The 14,675-nt window shown below is 72.2% G+C and carries 17 protein-coding genes; 3 read left to right on the forward strand and 14 right to left on the reverse strand.

From position 1 onward, the window contains the following. Window positions 1-74: 74 nt before the first annotated feature. From BA062_RS31425 to BA062_RS31440, 4 genes are all read right to left on the reverse strand, one after another. Window positions 75-1,199, reverse strand: coding sequence for an XdhC family protein (locus BA062_RS31425; protein WP_110342750.1), 1,125 nt, complete (start codon window positions 1,197-1,199; stop codon window positions 75-77). Continuing rightward, on the reverse strand, window positions 1,192-2,310 hold the full coding sequence (locus BA062_RS31430) for a vWA domain-containing protein (RefSeq protein WP_210407051.1): 1,119 nt from the start codon (window positions 2,308-2,310) through the stop codon (window positions 1,192-1,194). Before BA062_RS31430 ends, BA062_RS31425 begins: the two co-directional genes overlap by 8 nt. Window positions 2,311-2,345: 35 nt before the next feature. After that, entirely contained in the window at window positions 2,346-3,731 is a 1,386-nt protein-coding gene (locus BA062_RS31435) for an alpha/beta hydrolase family protein (protein WP_110342752.1), read from the reverse strand. 70 nt (window positions 3,732-3,801) lie between these two features. After that, complete coding sequence (locus tag BA062_RS31440) at window positions 3,802-4,692, reverse strand: AAA family ATPase (protein ID WP_110342753.1); 891 nt, start codon at window positions 4,690-4,692, stop codon at window positions 3,802-3,804. 221 nt (window positions 4,693-4,913) lie between these two features. Between BA062_RS31440 and BA062_RS31445 the strand changes: the two genes are divergently transcribed. Together BA062_RS31445 and BA062_RS31450 are read left to right on the forward strand one after the other, a co-directional pair. Next, complete coding sequence (locus BA062_RS31445) at window positions 4,914-5,213, forward strand: nucleotidyltransferase family protein (protein WP_245960098.1); 300 nt, start codon at window positions 4,914-4,916, stop codon at window positions 5,211-5,213. Window positions 5,214-5,299: 86 nt separating this feature from the next. Further along, window positions 5,300-5,557: a HepT-like ribonuclease domain-containing protein gene (locus tag BA062_RS31450; protein WP_168214147.1), complete on the forward strand. Its 258-nt coding sequence runs from the start codon at window positions 5,300-5,302 to the stop codon at window positions 5,555-5,557. Here BA062_RS31450 and BA062_RS31455 read toward each other — a convergent pair. From BA062_RS31455 to BA062_RS31500, 10 genes are all read right to left on the reverse strand, one after another. Further along, complete coding sequence (locus BA062_RS31455; protein WP_110342756.1) at window positions 5,554-6,126, reverse strand: nucleotidyltransferase family protein; 573 nt, start codon at window positions 6,124-6,126, stop codon at window positions 5,554-5,556. The two genes, BA062_RS31450 and BA062_RS31455, sit on opposite strands and share 4 nt — an antisense overlap. Further along, window positions 6,123-6,944 carry an IclR family transcriptional regulator domain-containing protein gene (locus tag BA062_RS31460; protein WP_110342757.1) on the reverse strand — a complete coding sequence of 274 codons (822 nt, stop codon included), beginning with the start codon at window positions 6,942-6,944 and terminating at the stop codon, window positions 6,123-6,125. Before BA062_RS31460 ends, BA062_RS31455 begins: the two co-directional genes overlap by 4 nt. A gap of 9 nt (window positions 6,945-6,953) precedes the next feature. Then, the gene (gene pcaC, locus BA062_RS31465; RefSeq protein WP_110342758.1) at window positions 6,954-7,334 is read right to left on the reverse strand and encodes a 4-carboxymuconolactone decarboxylase; all 381 of its coding nucleotides are present in this window, start codon (window positions 7,332-7,334) and stop codon (window positions 6,954-6,956) included. Continuing rightward, window positions 7,331-8,101 carry a 3-oxoadipate enol-lactonase gene (gene pcaD / locus BA062_RS31470; RefSeq protein ID WP_110342759.1) on the reverse strand — a complete coding sequence of 257 codons (771 nt, stop codon included), beginning with the start codon at window positions 8,099-8,101 and terminating at the stop codon, window positions 7,331-7,333. Before pcaD ends, pcaC begins: the two co-directional genes overlap by 4 nt. Continuing rightward, entirely contained in the window at window positions 8,098-9,435 is a 1,338-nt protein-coding gene (gene pcaB, locus BA062_RS31475) for a 3-carboxy-cis,cis-muconate cycloisomerase (protein ID WP_110342760.1), read from the reverse strand. Before pcaB ends, pcaD begins: the two co-directional genes overlap by 4 nt. Continuing rightward, window positions 9,428-9,958, reverse strand: coding sequence for a protocatechuate 3,4-dioxygenase subunit alpha (pcaG, locus tag BA062_RS31480; RefSeq protein ID WP_110342761.1), 531 nt, complete (start codon window positions 9,956-9,958; stop codon window positions 9,428-9,430). The genes pcaB and pcaG overlap by 8 nt, the downstream gene beginning before the upstream one ends. Window positions 9,959-10,037: 79 nt before the next feature. Continuing rightward, window positions 10,038-10,775: a protocatechuate 3,4-dioxygenase subunit beta gene (gene pcaH, locus BA062_RS31485; RefSeq protein WP_110342762.1), complete on the reverse strand. Its 738-nt coding sequence runs from the start codon at window positions 10,773-10,775 to the stop codon at window positions 10,038-10,040. Window positions 10,776-10,789: 14 nt separating this feature from the next. Then, complete coding sequence (locus BA062_RS31490) at window positions 10,790-11,965, reverse strand: thiolase family protein (RefSeq protein ID WP_110342763.1); 1,176 nt, start codon at window positions 11,963-11,965, stop codon at window positions 10,790-10,792. Continuing rightward, the gene (locus tag BA062_RS31495) at window positions 11,962-12,693 is read right to left on the reverse strand and encodes a CoA-transferase subunit beta (RefSeq protein ID WP_110342902.1); all 732 of its coding nucleotides are present in this window, start codon (window positions 12,691-12,693) and stop codon (window positions 11,962-11,964) included. The genes BA062_RS31490 and BA062_RS31495 overlap by 4 nt, the downstream gene beginning before the upstream one ends. Window positions 12,694-12,734: 41 nt before the next feature. Further along, entirely contained in the window at window positions 12,735-13,565 is an 831-nt protein-coding gene (locus BA062_RS31500) for a CoA transferase subunit A (protein WP_110342764.1), read from the reverse strand. Between the two features lie 138 nt (window positions 13,566-13,703). On the opposite strand from BA062_RS31500, the gene BA062_RS31505 reads away from it, so the two are divergent. Next, window positions 13,704-14,672 (forward strand): 2-hydroxyacid dehydrogenase, encoded by a 969-nt coding sequence (locus BA062_RS31505; RefSeq protein WP_110342765.1) that lies wholly within the window; start codon window positions 13,704-13,706, stop codon window positions 14,670-14,672. Window positions 14,673-14,675: the final 3 nt, after the last annotated feature.

The raw sequence follows: 14,675 nt of genomic DNA on the forward strand, positions 1-14,675 counted from the left end.
TCATTTCCCGATCCGCGGAACGTGTCCCCCGATCGGTCACCAACTTTCCAGACGCACGCCATGTCCGCGTGGAATCAGCGTTCCTGTTCGCCGTGAATGCGGCCGTCGAGATCGGACAGCCGTCGCCCGCCGCCGCCCCACCGCAGCGCGATGATCTCCGCCCCGATCGACACCGCGGTCTCCTCCGGCGTGCGCGCGCCGAGATCGAGTCCGATCGGCGAGGCGAGCCGTTTCAGCTCGGCGTCGGTGATCCCGGCCTCGCGCAGCCGCGCGATGCGGTCGTCGTGGGTGCGCCGCGAGCCCATCGCCCCGACGTAGCCGACGTCCAGCCGCAGCGCGACCTCCAGCAGCGGCACGTCGAACTTCGGGTCGTGGGTGAGCACGGTGACCACGGTCCTGCCGTCGATCCGGCTCGCCTCGGCCTCGGCCTTGAGGTAGCGGTGCGGCCAGTCGACGACCACCTCGTGCGCCTCGGGGAACCGGGTCTTGGTCGCGAACACGGGCCGCGCGTCGCACACGGTGACCTCGTAGCCGAGGAACGTGCCCATCCTCGCCATCGCGGCGGCGAAGTCGATCGCGCCGAACACGAGCATCCTCGGCGGCGGCTCGAAGGTGTTGACGAACACCGCCATGCCCTCGCCCCTGCGTTGCCCGTCCGGACCGTAGTGCAGGGTCCCCGACCGCCCGCCGGCGAGCAGCCCGCGCGCGTCGTCGAGCACGGCGTCGTCGATCCGGTCCGAGCCCAGCGAGCCGCTCGCGCGGTCGGGCCACACGAGCATGCGCCTGCCCCGCAGCGCGGAGTCGGTGTGCTCGATCGTGGTCACGACGGCGACCGGCCTGCCGTCGCGCACGGACGTCACCAGCTCGTCCAGCTCGGGCATCGACTCGCGGTCGACCCGCTCCACGAAGATGTCGATGATCCCGCCACAGGTCAGCCCCACGGCGAAGGCGTCGTCGTCGCTCACGCCATAGCGCTGGAGCACGGGCGTGCCGTCCTCCACCACCTGCTGTGCCAGCTCGTAGACGGCGCCCTCGACGCAGCCGCCCGACACGCTGCCCACCGCGGAGCCGTCGGCCGCCACCAGCATCGCCGCGCCGGGCGCCCTCGGCGCCGACGAGAACGTGGCCACGACTGTTCCCACACCCACCGTCTCGCCCGCCGACCAGCGGCGGTGGAGCTCGTCCAACACGTCATGCATCTCGGATCTCCCGGAGAAGTCGTTCCAAGGTGGCCAGGCTGTGGCCTGCCAGCAACCGGTCCACGTGCGGGAGCGCGGCGGCGATCCCGGACTGCACCGGAGCGTAACCCTCGTGGCCCGCGTGCGGGTTCACCCAGAACACGCGGTGGGCGAGCCTGCGCAGCCGAGCGGCCTGCTCACCGAGCAACGACACGTCGCCGCGTTCCCAGCCGTCGGAGAACAGCACCACCACCGCGCGCCGGGCCAGCCCGCGCTGGCCCCAGCGGTCGAGGAAGCCGCGCAGGGTCTCCCCGAGCCGCGTGCCGCCCGCGAAGTCGGCGACAGCGTGTGCCGCCGAGAGCATCGCGCGCTCGGGGTCGCGCTGGCGCAGCTGCCGCGACACCCGCGTCAGTCGCGTGCCCAGCGTGAACACCTCGACGCGCGCGGGCGCGGCGCGCACCACGACGTGGGCGAAGCGCAGCAGGGAGTCGGCGTAGGGCTTCATCGAGCCCGACACGTCGATGAGCAGCACGAGCCTGCGCGGGCGCGGACCGTGCCGGGAGTAGGCGAGCCTGCCGGTCTCGCCGCCGTCGGCGAGCATGGCGCGCAGCGTGCGGCCGGGGTCGAGCCGTCCCCGGCGGGCGGGCCGGTAACGCAGCGACGACCGGGACGGCAGCACCGGCCGCAGCGTGCTCATCAGTTCCCGCAGGTGCCTGCGCTCCGCCGCGGTCAGCTCGCCGAGGTCCCGTTCGCGCAGCACCTCGGCGTCGCTGGCGGCCACGGCAAGCTGCTCGCCCGCCTCACCGCCCTCGCCGTCGTCCTGCTCGCGGGCGATGAGCGCGGCGATGGTCGCCCGCTGCGGCTGCGGCACGGACGCCCGTTCCCGCAGCGGGGGCGCGGCGTTGAACCACGCGTCGAACGCCTCGTCGTAGCGAGGCAGGTCGTCGGGGTCTGCGCACAGCGTGAGCCTGCCGGCCCAGTAGACCTGCGCCGGCTCGCTCGCGTCGAGACGCTCGACGGCGGAGAGGTAGGCCTGCACCCGGTGTGCGTCGCAGGGCAGCCCGGCCTCGCGCAACACGGCGGCGAAGCCGACGAGGCCGGGCAGCGGGTCAACGGTCACCGGTGTGCCCATACCCGCCATTGTGCCCTGGATCCCGCTCCAGGTGCTCAGGCCGAGGGCCGCAGGAACCGGGGCGGAAGGAAATGCGTGAACCCCGGCGGCATCGCCCTGGTCTCCAGGCTGACCAGGTCGAACACCTGCTGGTACGGCTCCACCGGGAACCCGCCGACCGCGCGGTTCAGCTCGCGTGGCCGCAGGTCCGGCCAGTGCCCGGACTCGACGCGGCGCAGCAGCGAGCGCAGCGCCACGATCTCGTCGGCGGCGCTGAACGAACAGTGTCCGCCCCGGTCGACGTAGAGCTGCCGCAGGTTCTTCGGGTCACCGAACCGACGCACCTGCCCGGCGTACCACCGCACCTGGTCGGCGACCGCGCCGCCGTCGCCGGTGGTGTGCATGGTGAGCACGGGTGCGGGCGTGGCGCCCCTGGGGTTGAGGCCGGTCAGCCACGCCCGGGCGCCCGGGTCCGCCGCGATGCGCGGGGCCGCGTCGAGGCGGGCGAGGTCGGCGCGCAGGTCCAGCCCGGCGGCCCGGTAGGCCTTCCTGGCCAGGCCGGCGTAGGCGGAGCGGGCGAACTGACGCGAGTAGTCGACGCCGGTGTTCCACGACGGGTTGCCGCCCGCGCGGGGCTCGAGGTCGGCGCGGCCGTTCGGCCCGATGCCCCAGAAGTACGCGTCCCTGGTCCAGCCTGCCTGCTGCGTGATCCGCTCGACCAGCCCTGCGGGCTCCGGGTCGTGCGAGGAGTACCACGGCGGGATGTTGCCCAGCGCGCCGGCGAGCGCGAGCTTCGCGCGGCCCTCCGGTGTGGTGAGCGCGTCGTTGACGGCGGCGATGAGCAGGTCCGTGCTGCGCTGCGGGTCGGCGGCCTTCACCAGCTCGATGCCCGCGTCGGGCGCGAGCAGCTCCCGTACCACGAAGCCGAGGTCGAGGCCGGTGTTCCAGGAGCCGGCGAAGTCGTACTCGGCGCACTGGGCCAGCACACCGTCGATGCGGTGCGGGTTGCGCCCCGCCAGCACCGTCGCGATGCCGCCGCCCATCGACATCCCGCTCGACACCGTGGTGCGCGGCGTGCCGATGTTCTCCTCGAACCAGTCCAGCAGCGCGAGCTGGTCCTCGAGGGCCTCCTCGACGGCGAAGCCGACGCGGCCGCGGAAGTCCGACGCCGCGAGCGCGTAGCCGTGGTCCAGCAGCCACCGCTCGGTCGCGGGCACGGTCGACAGCGCGACTCCCGGCGGCAGTTCCAGCCCGGGCGGCAGGTAGCCGTGGCTGTACAGCACGAGCGTGCCGTTCCAGCGCTCCGGCACCTCGACGCGGTACTCCGCGCCGTCGATCCAGCCGTGGTGGCTGCCCTGCCGCGGTTCACTCGCGGCCGTGGTCGCCGGCACGGCGAGCAGCACCGCCAGCACGGCCGCGAGCGCTCCCCAGAGTCTTCGCATCGGTTCGTCCTCTCTGTGTCCGAACGTCCCTTCCGGGAATCAGTCGGAGCGGAGGACGAAACGTCGACACCTACGCCAGCAATGCGTCCAAACGGGCGCGCACGCGGTCGAGGTCCTCGCTGTACTTGAGCACGGCGCCCAGTGTCGCGGCGGCCGACTCGGCGTCCAGTTCGTCGCGGTCGAGGGACAGCAGCGCCCTGGCCCAGTCGAGCGCCTCGGCCACGCCGGGCGGCTTGAGCAGCTCCATCGTGCGCAGCCGCTGCACCGCCTCGGCGACCTGCTCCGAAAGCCGTTCGCCGATGCCGGGGATGCGGCTGCGCAGGATCGCGATCTCGCACGACAGGCCGGGGTGCTCCAGCCAGTGGTAGAGGCAGCGGCGCTTGAGCGCGTCGTGCACCTCGCGCGTGCGGTTGGACGTGAGCACCACCAGCGGCGGCACGGTGGCGCGCACCTCGCCGTACTCGGGGATCGTCACCGTGTTCTCGTCGAGCAGCTGCAGCAGGAACGCCTCGAACTCGTCGTCGGCGCGGTCGATCTCGTCGACGAGCAGCACGCACGGCGAGGACTGCAGCGCCCGCAGCAACGGCCTGGCCAGCAGGAACCGCTCGGTGTACAGCGACTGCTCGGCCACGTTGACGTCGAGCCGCCCGCCCTCGGCCGCCTCCAGCGCGCGCAGGTGCAGCAGCTGGCGGGGGAAGTCCCACTCGTAGAGCGCCTGCGCGGCGTCGATACCCTCGTGGCATTGCAGGCGGATGAGCGGCATGCCGAGGCTCTCGGCGAGCGCGACGGCCAGCGACGTCTTGCCGGTGCCCGGCTCGCCCTCGCAGAACAGCGGCCTGCGCATCCGCAGCGCCAGGAACGCGGCGGTCGCCACGCCCTCGTCGGCGAGATAACCGATGCCTTCGAGCAGCTTCGCCAGTTCCTCCGGTGAGCCGACCGCTGCGGTGCTGTCGTCTGTCACATCTGCAGAGCCTAGAGGGAGCTCACCGAATGCACGGAACTCACCGCGTCCAACCCCGGCTCGCGACCGCAGTGAAGGCCACCTTCACTGCGGTCAACGCAGTGAAGGTGGCCTTCACTGCAGCGGGGCCGACCAGCAGGTCACCGGCTATGATCGCACCTGGATATGGGCATTCCGAGCGCACCGGCATGCCAGTGACCCAGGCAAGGAGCGAGCAGCTCGTGGAGATCGACTTCGAAGCACTACGGCCGAGGCTCGTAGCGTTGTGCGAGGAGTACGGCATCGCCGAGCTCGCCGTCTTCGGGTCGGCGGCACGGGGCGAGCTGGAGCCGGCCAGCGACATCGACATCCTCTATGTGCGGGCCTCCGGCAACGACCTCGGCATGCGCTATTTCGATCTTCAGGACGCTCTGGCCGAGCTGTTCGGCAGGCCGGTCGACCTGGTGCCCAAGGATGGGCTGCACTGGGTCGTGCGCGACGAGGTGCTCGCCGAGGCGAGGGAACTCTATGCCGCGGCGTGAGGCTCTGTTCGTCGCGGATCTGGTCGACACCGTTCGCGATGTCGGGCTCTTTCTCGAAGGAGCCGATCGAGAACGCTGGATGGCCGATGATGCTCATCGGCGAGATCGCCGGCGCCGTCTCACCGGAACTACGCGATCGCTACCCGGACGTGCCGTGGCGCCGGATGAGGGGCTTTCGCAACATCGCTGTCCATCAGTACTTCGCGATCGACTGGGCCGTGGTCTGGCGTATCGCTACTGAAGACGTGCCGAAGCTGGAAGCGCAGGCCATGTCGATCCTGCGCGGAGAGTTCCCGGACATCGCGGCCCGTTACGAGGAACGGCCGGACGCGCCGACCAGCTAGCCGACTCCGTGGCCCGGGGTGTCCACGTCGGCGCCATCACCCAGGTCGCCGCACTCCACCAGGCGGACGTCCGTCCGGCCCGCCAGCCAGCCGCGGGCACCCCGGTCGCCGCTCGCCTGCGCCGCGATGTCCGCCCACCAGCGCCTGCCGAAGAGCACCGGGTGGCCGGGCACGCCGTCGTACGCCGCCCGCGCGACCACCTCCGGGGTTCCCAGCGCGGCCAGCCTCGCGATCACGTCGGCGCCTGCCCACGGCAGGTCCACCAGGTGCACGAGCGCCGCGTCCGGCGCCGGGTCGAGACCGGCCAGCGCGGTCAGGCCGGTTCTCAGCGACGCGCCCATGCCCTCCGCCCAGTCCGGCGCGACGACCGTGCGCACATGCTCCGGCACGTGGGCACGCGCTTCCTCGGCCCGCGCGCCCAGCACGACCAGCACCGGGTCGCAGCCGCCCTCGGCGAGCACGCGCACCGCACGCGTCACCAGCGCCTCGCCGTCCAGCTCGGCCAACGCCTTCGGCTTGCCGAACCGCCTGCCCGCACCGGCCGCGAGCAGCACCCCCGCGACGCTCACGACACGCGCGCCGGCGAGGTCGGCGACGTCGGCGAGGTCGGCGAGGTCACTGCCAGGTCCGCCTCGATCCGCTTCGCGGCGGCCAGCAGCGCGGGCAGCAGCTCGCCGCGCACCGACGCGGGCGTGTTGCGGCTCGCGTGCGTGGAGAGGTTGACCGCCGCCACCACGGCACCGTCCGCGCCGTGGATCGGTGCCGCGACCGAGCGCAGCCCCTCCTCCAGCTCCTGGTCCACGAGCGCGTAACCGTTGGCGCGCACCGTGTCCAGTTCGGCCCGCAGGGCGTCGGCCGAGACGATCGTGTGCGACGTCAGCCGCTCGAACGACGCCTTCTCCAGGTATTCGTCCAGTTCGGACTTCGGCAGCCCGGCGAGCAGCACGTGCCCCATCGACGTCGCGTGCGCCGGGAACCGGGTGCCCACGTTGATCGTCACCGCCATGATCCGCGAGACCGCGACGCGCGCGACGTACACGATGTCGGTGCCCTCCAGCACGGACACCGAACTCGACTCGTGCACCTCCGCGGAGAGGCGTTCCAGGTGCGGCTGCGCCACCTCCGGCAGCGACAGGCTCGACAGGAAGGCGTAGCCGAGTTCCAGCACGCGCGCCGTCAGCGAGAAGTACTTGCCGTCGGTGCGCACATAGCCGAGGTCCACCAGCGTCAGCAGGAACCGCCGCGCCGCCGCGCGCGTGAGCCCGGTGACCTTGGCGACGTCACTGAGCGTCAGCGTCGGTGAGCCCGCGTCGAACGCCTTGATGACCGCGAGCCCGCGCTCCAGCGACTGCACGTGGTGCGCGCCGCGAGTGGCTTCCTCTTCCATGACGTGACTCTAAGGCTCGTCCAGCTCGGCCAGCGTGCGCGACGCGATCCGGTACGCCTCGTTGGCCGCGGGCACACCCGCGTAGACACCCGTGTGGAGCAGTACCTCGGAGATCTCCTCCGGGGTCAGCCCGTTGCCGATCGCGGCCCGCACGTGCATGGCGAGCTCGCCGTGGCAGTGCAGCGCGGTCAGCACGGCGAGGGTGATGCAGCTGCGGGTCTTGCGGTCCAGACCGTCGCGGGTCCAGACCGAGCCCCACGCCGAACGCGTGATGTAGTCCTGGAAGGGCCTGGTGAACTCGGTCGTGTTCGCCACGGCGCGGTCGACGTGCTCGTCGCCGAGCACCTCGCGGCGCACCCTCATGCCCTCGGTGTAGGCCTCGTCGCTCATCGAACCGCCTTCAGGTGCCCGGTGATCAGCTCGGAGAACCGCTCCGGCTGCTCGACGTTGCCCAGATGCGCCGCCTGCTCCACGACCTCCAGCCGGGCGCCGGGGATGCCCTTGGCGATCACCTCGCCGTGCTCCTGCGGCGGCGTCGCCGGATCGTCCGCGCCCGCGATCACCAGCGTCGGCGCGGTGATCTTCGGCAGGTCGGCCACCAGGTCCATCGAACCGATCGCGTGGCAGCACGCCGCGTAGCCGCCCGCAGGGGTCGCCGCGGTCATGTGGTGGTACTCGCGGCCGAGGTCGGGGTGCGCGACGAGCCAGTCGGCGGTGAACCAGCGGCCGATGCTGCCGTCGGCGATCGCCTCCATGCCCTGCGCCCGCGCGTCCCTCGCCCGCTGCTCCCACGACTCCGGCGTGCCGAGCTTGGGCGAGGTGCAGCACAGCACGAGCCCCCCGATCCGCTCCGGCGCGTGCACGCCGAGCCACATGCCGGTCATGCCGCCCAGCGAGAGCCCCACGAAGTGCGCCCGCTCCACGCCGAGGGTGTCGAGCAGCTCCACGACGTCGCCGCCGAGCTCGTCGAGCGTGGCGGGATGGTCGGGGACGGGCGTGCGGCCGTGCCCACGCTGGTCGTAGCGCACCACGCGGTACCCGGCCGCCGTCAGCGGCCCGATCTGCGGGTCCCACATGCTGAGGTTGCTGCCGATCGAGCCGGACAGCACCACGACCTCACCGCCGGGCGGGCCCTCCACCACATGGTTCACCTTCACGACCTCTCCTTCCGCTCCTGATGCGCGGCCAGTGCGCGCTCCACGAACACTCCGGCGCTGCCAAGGTAACCCGAAGGATCGAGCAGCTCCGCGATGCGTTCCCGGGACAGCCGCTCGCCCACCAGCGGATCCTCCGCGAGCAGGTCGGTCAGCTCTCCCTCACCCGCGAGCGCGCGCCGGCAGCACGCGGTGACGGCGTCGTGCGCGGCGAGGCGGCCCGTCTCGGCGGCCAGCTCCGTGGTGACCCGCTCGGTGAGCAGCACTCCCCCGCTGCGGTCCAGGTTCGCCCGCATCGCCTCGGCATCGACGTGCAGCCTTTCGAGGCTCGTGCGCAGCCAGTGGACCGCGGAACCCGTGGTGCGCAGCAGTTCCGTGAGCGGCCGCCACTCCGAGTGCCACGCCCCGGCCGCGCGCTGGTGCTCCTGCTCCATCGCCGCGAGCAGGTCGGCGACCAGTCCCGGCGCCTGCTTGGCCGAGGCGAGCGCCGACACCGCCGCCACGGGGTTGCGCTTGTGCGGCATGGTCGACGAGCCGCCGCTGCCGGGCGGGCCCTGCTCGTGTACCTCGCCGACGTCGGTCTGCGCGAGCAGCACGATGGCCCTCGCGACGCCGGCCACCGCGCCGGCGGCCTCCCCCAGCGCACCGGCCAGCTCCGCGACGGGCGTGCGGTCGGTGTGCCACGGCAGCACCGGTTCGGCCAGCCCGAGCCGGGCGCTCAGCGCGATGAGGACGGCGGGTCCGTGCTCACCGAGGGAGGCGAGCGTCCCGGTGGCGCCGCCGAGCTGGGCGGGCAACCGCAGCGCGGCCAGCCGCTCTCCCGCGTTGCCGAGCGCGGTGAGCCAGCCGGCCGCGGTGAGCCCGAACGTCACCGGGGTCGCGTGCTGCAGCAGCGTCCGTCCCACTTGGACGGTCGCCGCGTGCTCCTCGGCGAGGCGGGCCGCCGCGTCGGCACACGCGCCGAGATCGGCGAGCAGCGGCGCGAGCGAACGCGTGGCGACCAGCATGGCCGCGGTGTCCACCACGTCCTGACTGGTCGCCCCGCGGTGCACGTGCCTGGCCGCCTCACCACCGACGCGGTCGGTGAGCGCCCGCACCAGCGGGCCCGCCGGGTTGCCGATCCCGGTCGCGGCCCTGCCCAGCTCCGCGACCTCGTAGTCCGCGGGACGGCAGGCCGCACCGATCGCGTCGGCGTGCTCGCGGCCGATGAGACCGACGTCGGCCTGCGCGGAGGCCAGTGCGGCCTCGAAGTCCAGCATTCCCTTGAGCCACGCGGCATCGCCGGTCTCCTCGCGCACGGGGCCCGCAGCGAGGACGGGGTCGAACAGCTCAGACATCGAAGAACACTGTCTCGCCCTCGCCCTGCAAGCGCACGTCGAACGTGTAGCCGTCCTCGCTCTTGCGGGCCACGAGCGTGTCCCTGCGCTCCGCGGGTACGGCCGCGAGCACGGGGTCGGCCGCGTTGGCCGCGGTGTTCTCCGGGAAGTAGATGCGGGTGACGACGCGGTGCAGCAGCCCGCGCGCGAACACCGACACGTTGATGTGCGGCGCCTCGCCGGGCAGCGCGCCCGGCACCACGGTGAGGATCCCGTACTCGCCGTCGTCGGTGGTCGGACAGCGGCCGAAGCCGCGGAAGCCCGGCTGGGCGCCGCGCGGGTCGTCGGGGTGGTCGAACCGGCCATGCGCGTCGGCCTGCCACGTCTCGATCAGCCCATCCGGCACCGGGGTGCCCGCGCCGTCGTAGACCACGCCGCGGATCCACACCGCGCCGGGCGTGCCCTCCTCCACCACCGTGGGGCCGTCGGCCCAGGGCAGGCCGAGCGCGAGGTAGGGGCCGACCGTCTGCGAAGGCGTGCTCATCAGTGCTCGTCCTCCTCTGTGTTCCGCGGGACACCCGCACCCGGTCGGACTCCGCGAGCGGAGGGGCGAAGATTGTCGCTCACTCGTCCTCCTCGTTCTCGAACACCGAGGCCTCACGACCCCGCAACACGATGTCGAACTCGAACGCCAGCGCCCACTCGGGCACCGTCCGGCTCAGGTCGAAGCGCGAGATCATGCGGTTGCGCGCCTTCTCGTCCGGCACCGAGTTGAAGATCGGGTCCTGGGAGAACAGCGGGTCGTCCGGGAAGTACATCTGCGTCACGAGCCGCTGCGTGAACGCCGTGCCGAACACCGAGAAGTGGATGTGCGCGGGCCGCCACGCGTTGTCGTGGTTCTTCCACGGGTAGGCGCCGGGCTTGATGGTGGTGAACTCGTACCGGCCCTCGTTGTCGGTGATCGTGCGGCCCACGCCGTCGAAGTGGGGGTCCACCGGGCACGGCCAGTTGTCCCAGACGTGCTTGTACCGGCCGCCCGCGTTGGCCTGCCAGATCTCGACGAGCGAGTTGGGCACGGGCCGCCCGTCACCGTCGAGCAGGCGGCCGTGCACGATGATGCGCTGCCCCTGCGGCTCCTCGGGATGCTGCTTCGTCAGGTCGTTGTCGAGCTCGCCCAGCCTGCCGGGACCGAGCAGGGGCCCGGTGATCTCGGTGAGCTTGTGCGGCAGCAGCACGAGCGGCTGCTTGGGGTGCCGCAGCCCGGTCGACTTGTAGCCGGGCGAGTCGAGCGGGGGATGTGTCCCCTCCGGGTCCCGCCGGTACCTCGGCAGGATGAGCCCGGACTCCGACAACGCGGTCATGAAACCTCCCTGGTTCACGCCTCGAGGACGACGGCCAGCCCTTGGCCGACGCCGATGCAGATGGCGGCGAGACCCCAGCCGCCGCCCCGGCGGCGCAGTTCGTGCGCGAGCGCGCCGAGGATCCGCCCGCCGGAGGCACCCAGCGGGTGCCCGATGGCGATCGCGCCGCCGTTGACGTTCACGATCTCCGGGTCCAGCTTGGGCCAGTCGGCGAGGCACGCGAGCGACTGCGCGGCGAACGCCTCGTTCAGCTCCACCGCCGCCAGGTCCTCCCAGCCGATCCCGGCCCGCTCCAGCGCGATCTCGGCCGCCCGGACCGGGCCGATGCCGAACACGTGCGGGTCGACCCCCGCGGCTCCGCGGCCCGCGATGCGGGCGAGCTGGGTCACGCCGAGCCGGTCGGCACCGGCCTGGTCGGCCAGCAGCACCGCGGAGGCACCGTCGTTGAGCGGCGAGGAGTTCCCGGCCGTCACCGTCCCCTGTGGACGGAAGGCGGGCTTGAGCTTCGCGAGCTTCTCCAGGCTGGAGTCGGGGCGGATGCCCTCGTCGCGGGTCAGCTCCGTCCCGGGCACCGGCACCACGTGGCCGTCGTAGAACCCGGCGTCCCACGCCTTCGCGGCGTTGCGATGGCTGCGCAGCGCGAACTCGTCCTGCGCCTCCCTGCCGATCCCGTAGCGCTCGGCGAGGATCTCGGTGCTCTCGCCGAGCGAGACCGTCCACTGCTCCGGCATCTCCGGGTTCACCATTCGCCAGCCGAGCGTGGTGGAGTACATCGTCTCGTGGCCGTTCGGGAACGCCTTGCCCGGCTTGGGCAGCACCCACGGCGCCCTGCTCATCGACTCGACGCCACCGGCGACCACCACGGACGCGTCGCCGACCGCGATGGTGCGGCTCGCCTGCATGGCGGCGTCGAGGCCCGAGCCGCACAGGCGGTTCACGGTGCTGCCGGGCACGCTCGTCGGCCACCCGGCGAGCAGCGCGGCCATGCGCGCGACGTTGCGGTTGTCCTCGCCGGCCCCGTTCGCGTCGCCGAGGAGTACCTCGTCGACGGCCGAGGGGTCGAGGTCGGCGCGCCGCACGAGCGCGCTCAGCACGTGCGCGGCGAGGTCGTCGGGCCGCACCCCGGACAGGGCGCCGCCGTAGCGGCCGAAGGGCGTGCGGACGGCGTCGAGCACGAAGACGTCGTTCACTTGCCCGCCTCCTTCAGTGCCCGCAGGGTGGCCAGCTCGGCCTCGCTGGGCGGGGCCGTGCGGGAGAGGTCGGGCGAGACCTTCAGGTCCCAGCCGGTCGCCTCCCGCACCTGCTCCACCTCGACGCCCTCGTGCAGCTGGCTCAGCACCAGCTCGGAGGTCTCCGGGTCGGGACGCAGGATGCCGAGGTCGGTGATCACCAGCGTCGGGCCCGCGCCACGCAGGCCGAGCCGCTCGCGGTCGCCCTTGCCGGAGCCGTGGCCAACCGAGGTCACGAAGTCGACCCTGTCCACGAAGCTGCGCTTGCTCTGCCGCACCACCACGAACACCTCGCGGCACGACGCGGCGATCTCCGGGGCGCCGCCCGCACCGGGCAGGCGCACCTTCGGGTTGGCGTAGTCGTCGCCGATCACGGTGGTGTTGATGTTGCCGAACTTGTCCAGCTGGGCGGCGCCGAGGAAGCCGACGTCGATGCGGCCGGGCTGGAGCCAGTAGTTGAACACCTCGGGCACGCTGATCACGGCGTCGGCGGTCTCGGCGAGGATTCCGTCGCCGATCGACGCGGGCAGGCGGTCCGGTTTGGACCCGAGCGTGCCCGACTCGTAGATCAGCACCAGGTCCGGCGCGTGCGTGCGGCGCGCGAGGTTCGCGGCGGTGGACGGCAGGCCGATGCCGACGAAGCAGCGCTGCCCGTCGCCGAGGGCCCTGGCCGCGGCGATGGACATCATCTCGTCGGAGGTGTACGTCTGCTGCGCTTCGGTCGTCGCGGTCACTTCCCCGTCACCTCCGAGTCCGTCCTGTCGAACACCTTCTCGCGAAGCCAGTCCTCGAACGAGTCCCTCTTTCGCCCAATGGAATCCCAATGCTCGTAGTAGGCGTTGTCGCGGTCGTAGTAACCCTGCGCGTACGAGGGGTGGGCGCCGTGCGGCACCTCGGCGACGCAGGTGACCGCCCAGCTCGGCAGGACCAGCTGGCCGGGAACGGGCTCCAGCTCGTCCACGACCTCCTCCACGGTCACCAGGCTGCGCTTGGCGGCGAGCACCGCCTCCTTCTGGACGCCGACCAGGCCCCAGATCTGGACGTTGCCGGCGCGGTCGGCCCGCTGCGCGTGGATGATCGAGACGTCCGGGTTGAGCGCGGGCACGGCGGCGAGCTGCTCCCCCGTGAACGGGCAGGTGATCTGCTTGATCGTGTCGGTGTGCTTGGGCAGGTCGGTGCCGGAGTAGCCGCGCAGCACCGCGAACGGCAGCCCGGAGGCACCGGCGACGTAGCGGTTGGCCATACCGGCGTGGCTGTGCTCCTCGATCTCCAGCGGCACGGGCCAGCCGTTCTGCACGGCGTCGCGGAAGCGGTGCAGCGAGCCGACGCCGGGGTTGCCGCCCCACGAGAAGATCAGCTTCCGCGCGCACCCGGCGCCGATGAGCTGGTCGTAGACGATGTCGGGCGTCATCCGCACGAGCGTGAGGTCCCTGCGCCGCTGCCGGATGATCTCCTGCCCGGCCGCGTGCGGGATCAGGTGCGTGAACCCTTCCAGGGCGACCACGTCGCCGTCATGTACGAGCCTGCCGACCCCCTCGGCAAGCGAAACGATCTCTGCCACGTTGCCACACCTCGTTGTTCGCATTACGCACACAAGTTCTGCATAAGAACATATCCGCCTCCTCCCGCTCTCGTCAACGGCAGTGAAGGCCACCGCAAGTAGGGTGGCCTTCACTGCAGTGATGAACAGGAGTGGTGGATGACGCGGCCACGAATCGTGGTGACCAGGAAGATCCCGGAAGCGGCGATGGAGATCCTGCGGGAGGCCGGGGAGGTGTGGGCTCCGGAACCGGACCGGGCACTGCCGGTCGAGGAGCTGCACCGGGTGGCGGCGGGCGCCGACGCGATCGTCGCCACCCTCCAGGACCGCGTCGACGGCGCGCTCGCCGACGCCGCCGGGCCACAACTCAAGGTCATCTCGACCGTCGCCGTCGGCTACGACAACGCCGACGTGCCCGCGCTCGCCGACCGCGGCGTCGTCTTCACCAACACACCCGGCGTGCTCACGGACGCCACCGCCGACCTCGCGTTCGGCCTGCTGCTCGCGGTCACCCGCAGGCTCGGCGAGGGCGAACGACTGCTGCGCTCGCGCACGCCGTGGTCGTTCCACCTCGGGTTCATGCTCGGATCCGGGTTGCAGGGCAAGACGCTCGGCATCGTCGGCCTCGGGCAGATCGGTCAGGCGATGGCGCGGCGGGCGCTCGCCTTCGGTATGGAGATCGCCTACTCCGGGCGCCGCCGCGCTCCCGAGGAGATCGAGAGCGAGCTGCGAGCGAGGTACCTGGACCGGGACGAGCTGCTGCGCACGGCCGACGTCGTGTCGCTGCACTGCCCGCTCACGCCCGAGACCCGTCACCTCATCGACGCGGGCGCGCTCTCGGCGATGAAGCGCTCGGCGTACTTGATCAACACCACCCGGGGTCCCGTCGTCGACGAGGCCGCGCTGGCCGAGGCCCTCGCGAACGGTGAGATCGCCGGCGCCGGGCTCGACGTCTTCGAGCACGAGCCCGACGTCCACCCCGGCCTGCTGGAGCTGGACAATGTCGCGCTCGCTCCCCACCTGGGCTCGGCGACCGTCGAGACCCGTACCGCCATGGCCGTGCTCGCGGCCCGCAACACCGCCGCCGTGCTCTCCGGTGGCGAGCCGCTGACCCCGGTGAAGGGATGAACG

Origin of the sequence: Prauserella flavalba (assembly GCF_003202235.1) — a bacterium.
GTDB classification, from domain to species: domain Bacteria; phylum Actinomycetota; class Actinomycetes; order Mycobacteriales; family Pseudonocardiaceae; genus Prauserella_A; species Prauserella_A flavalba.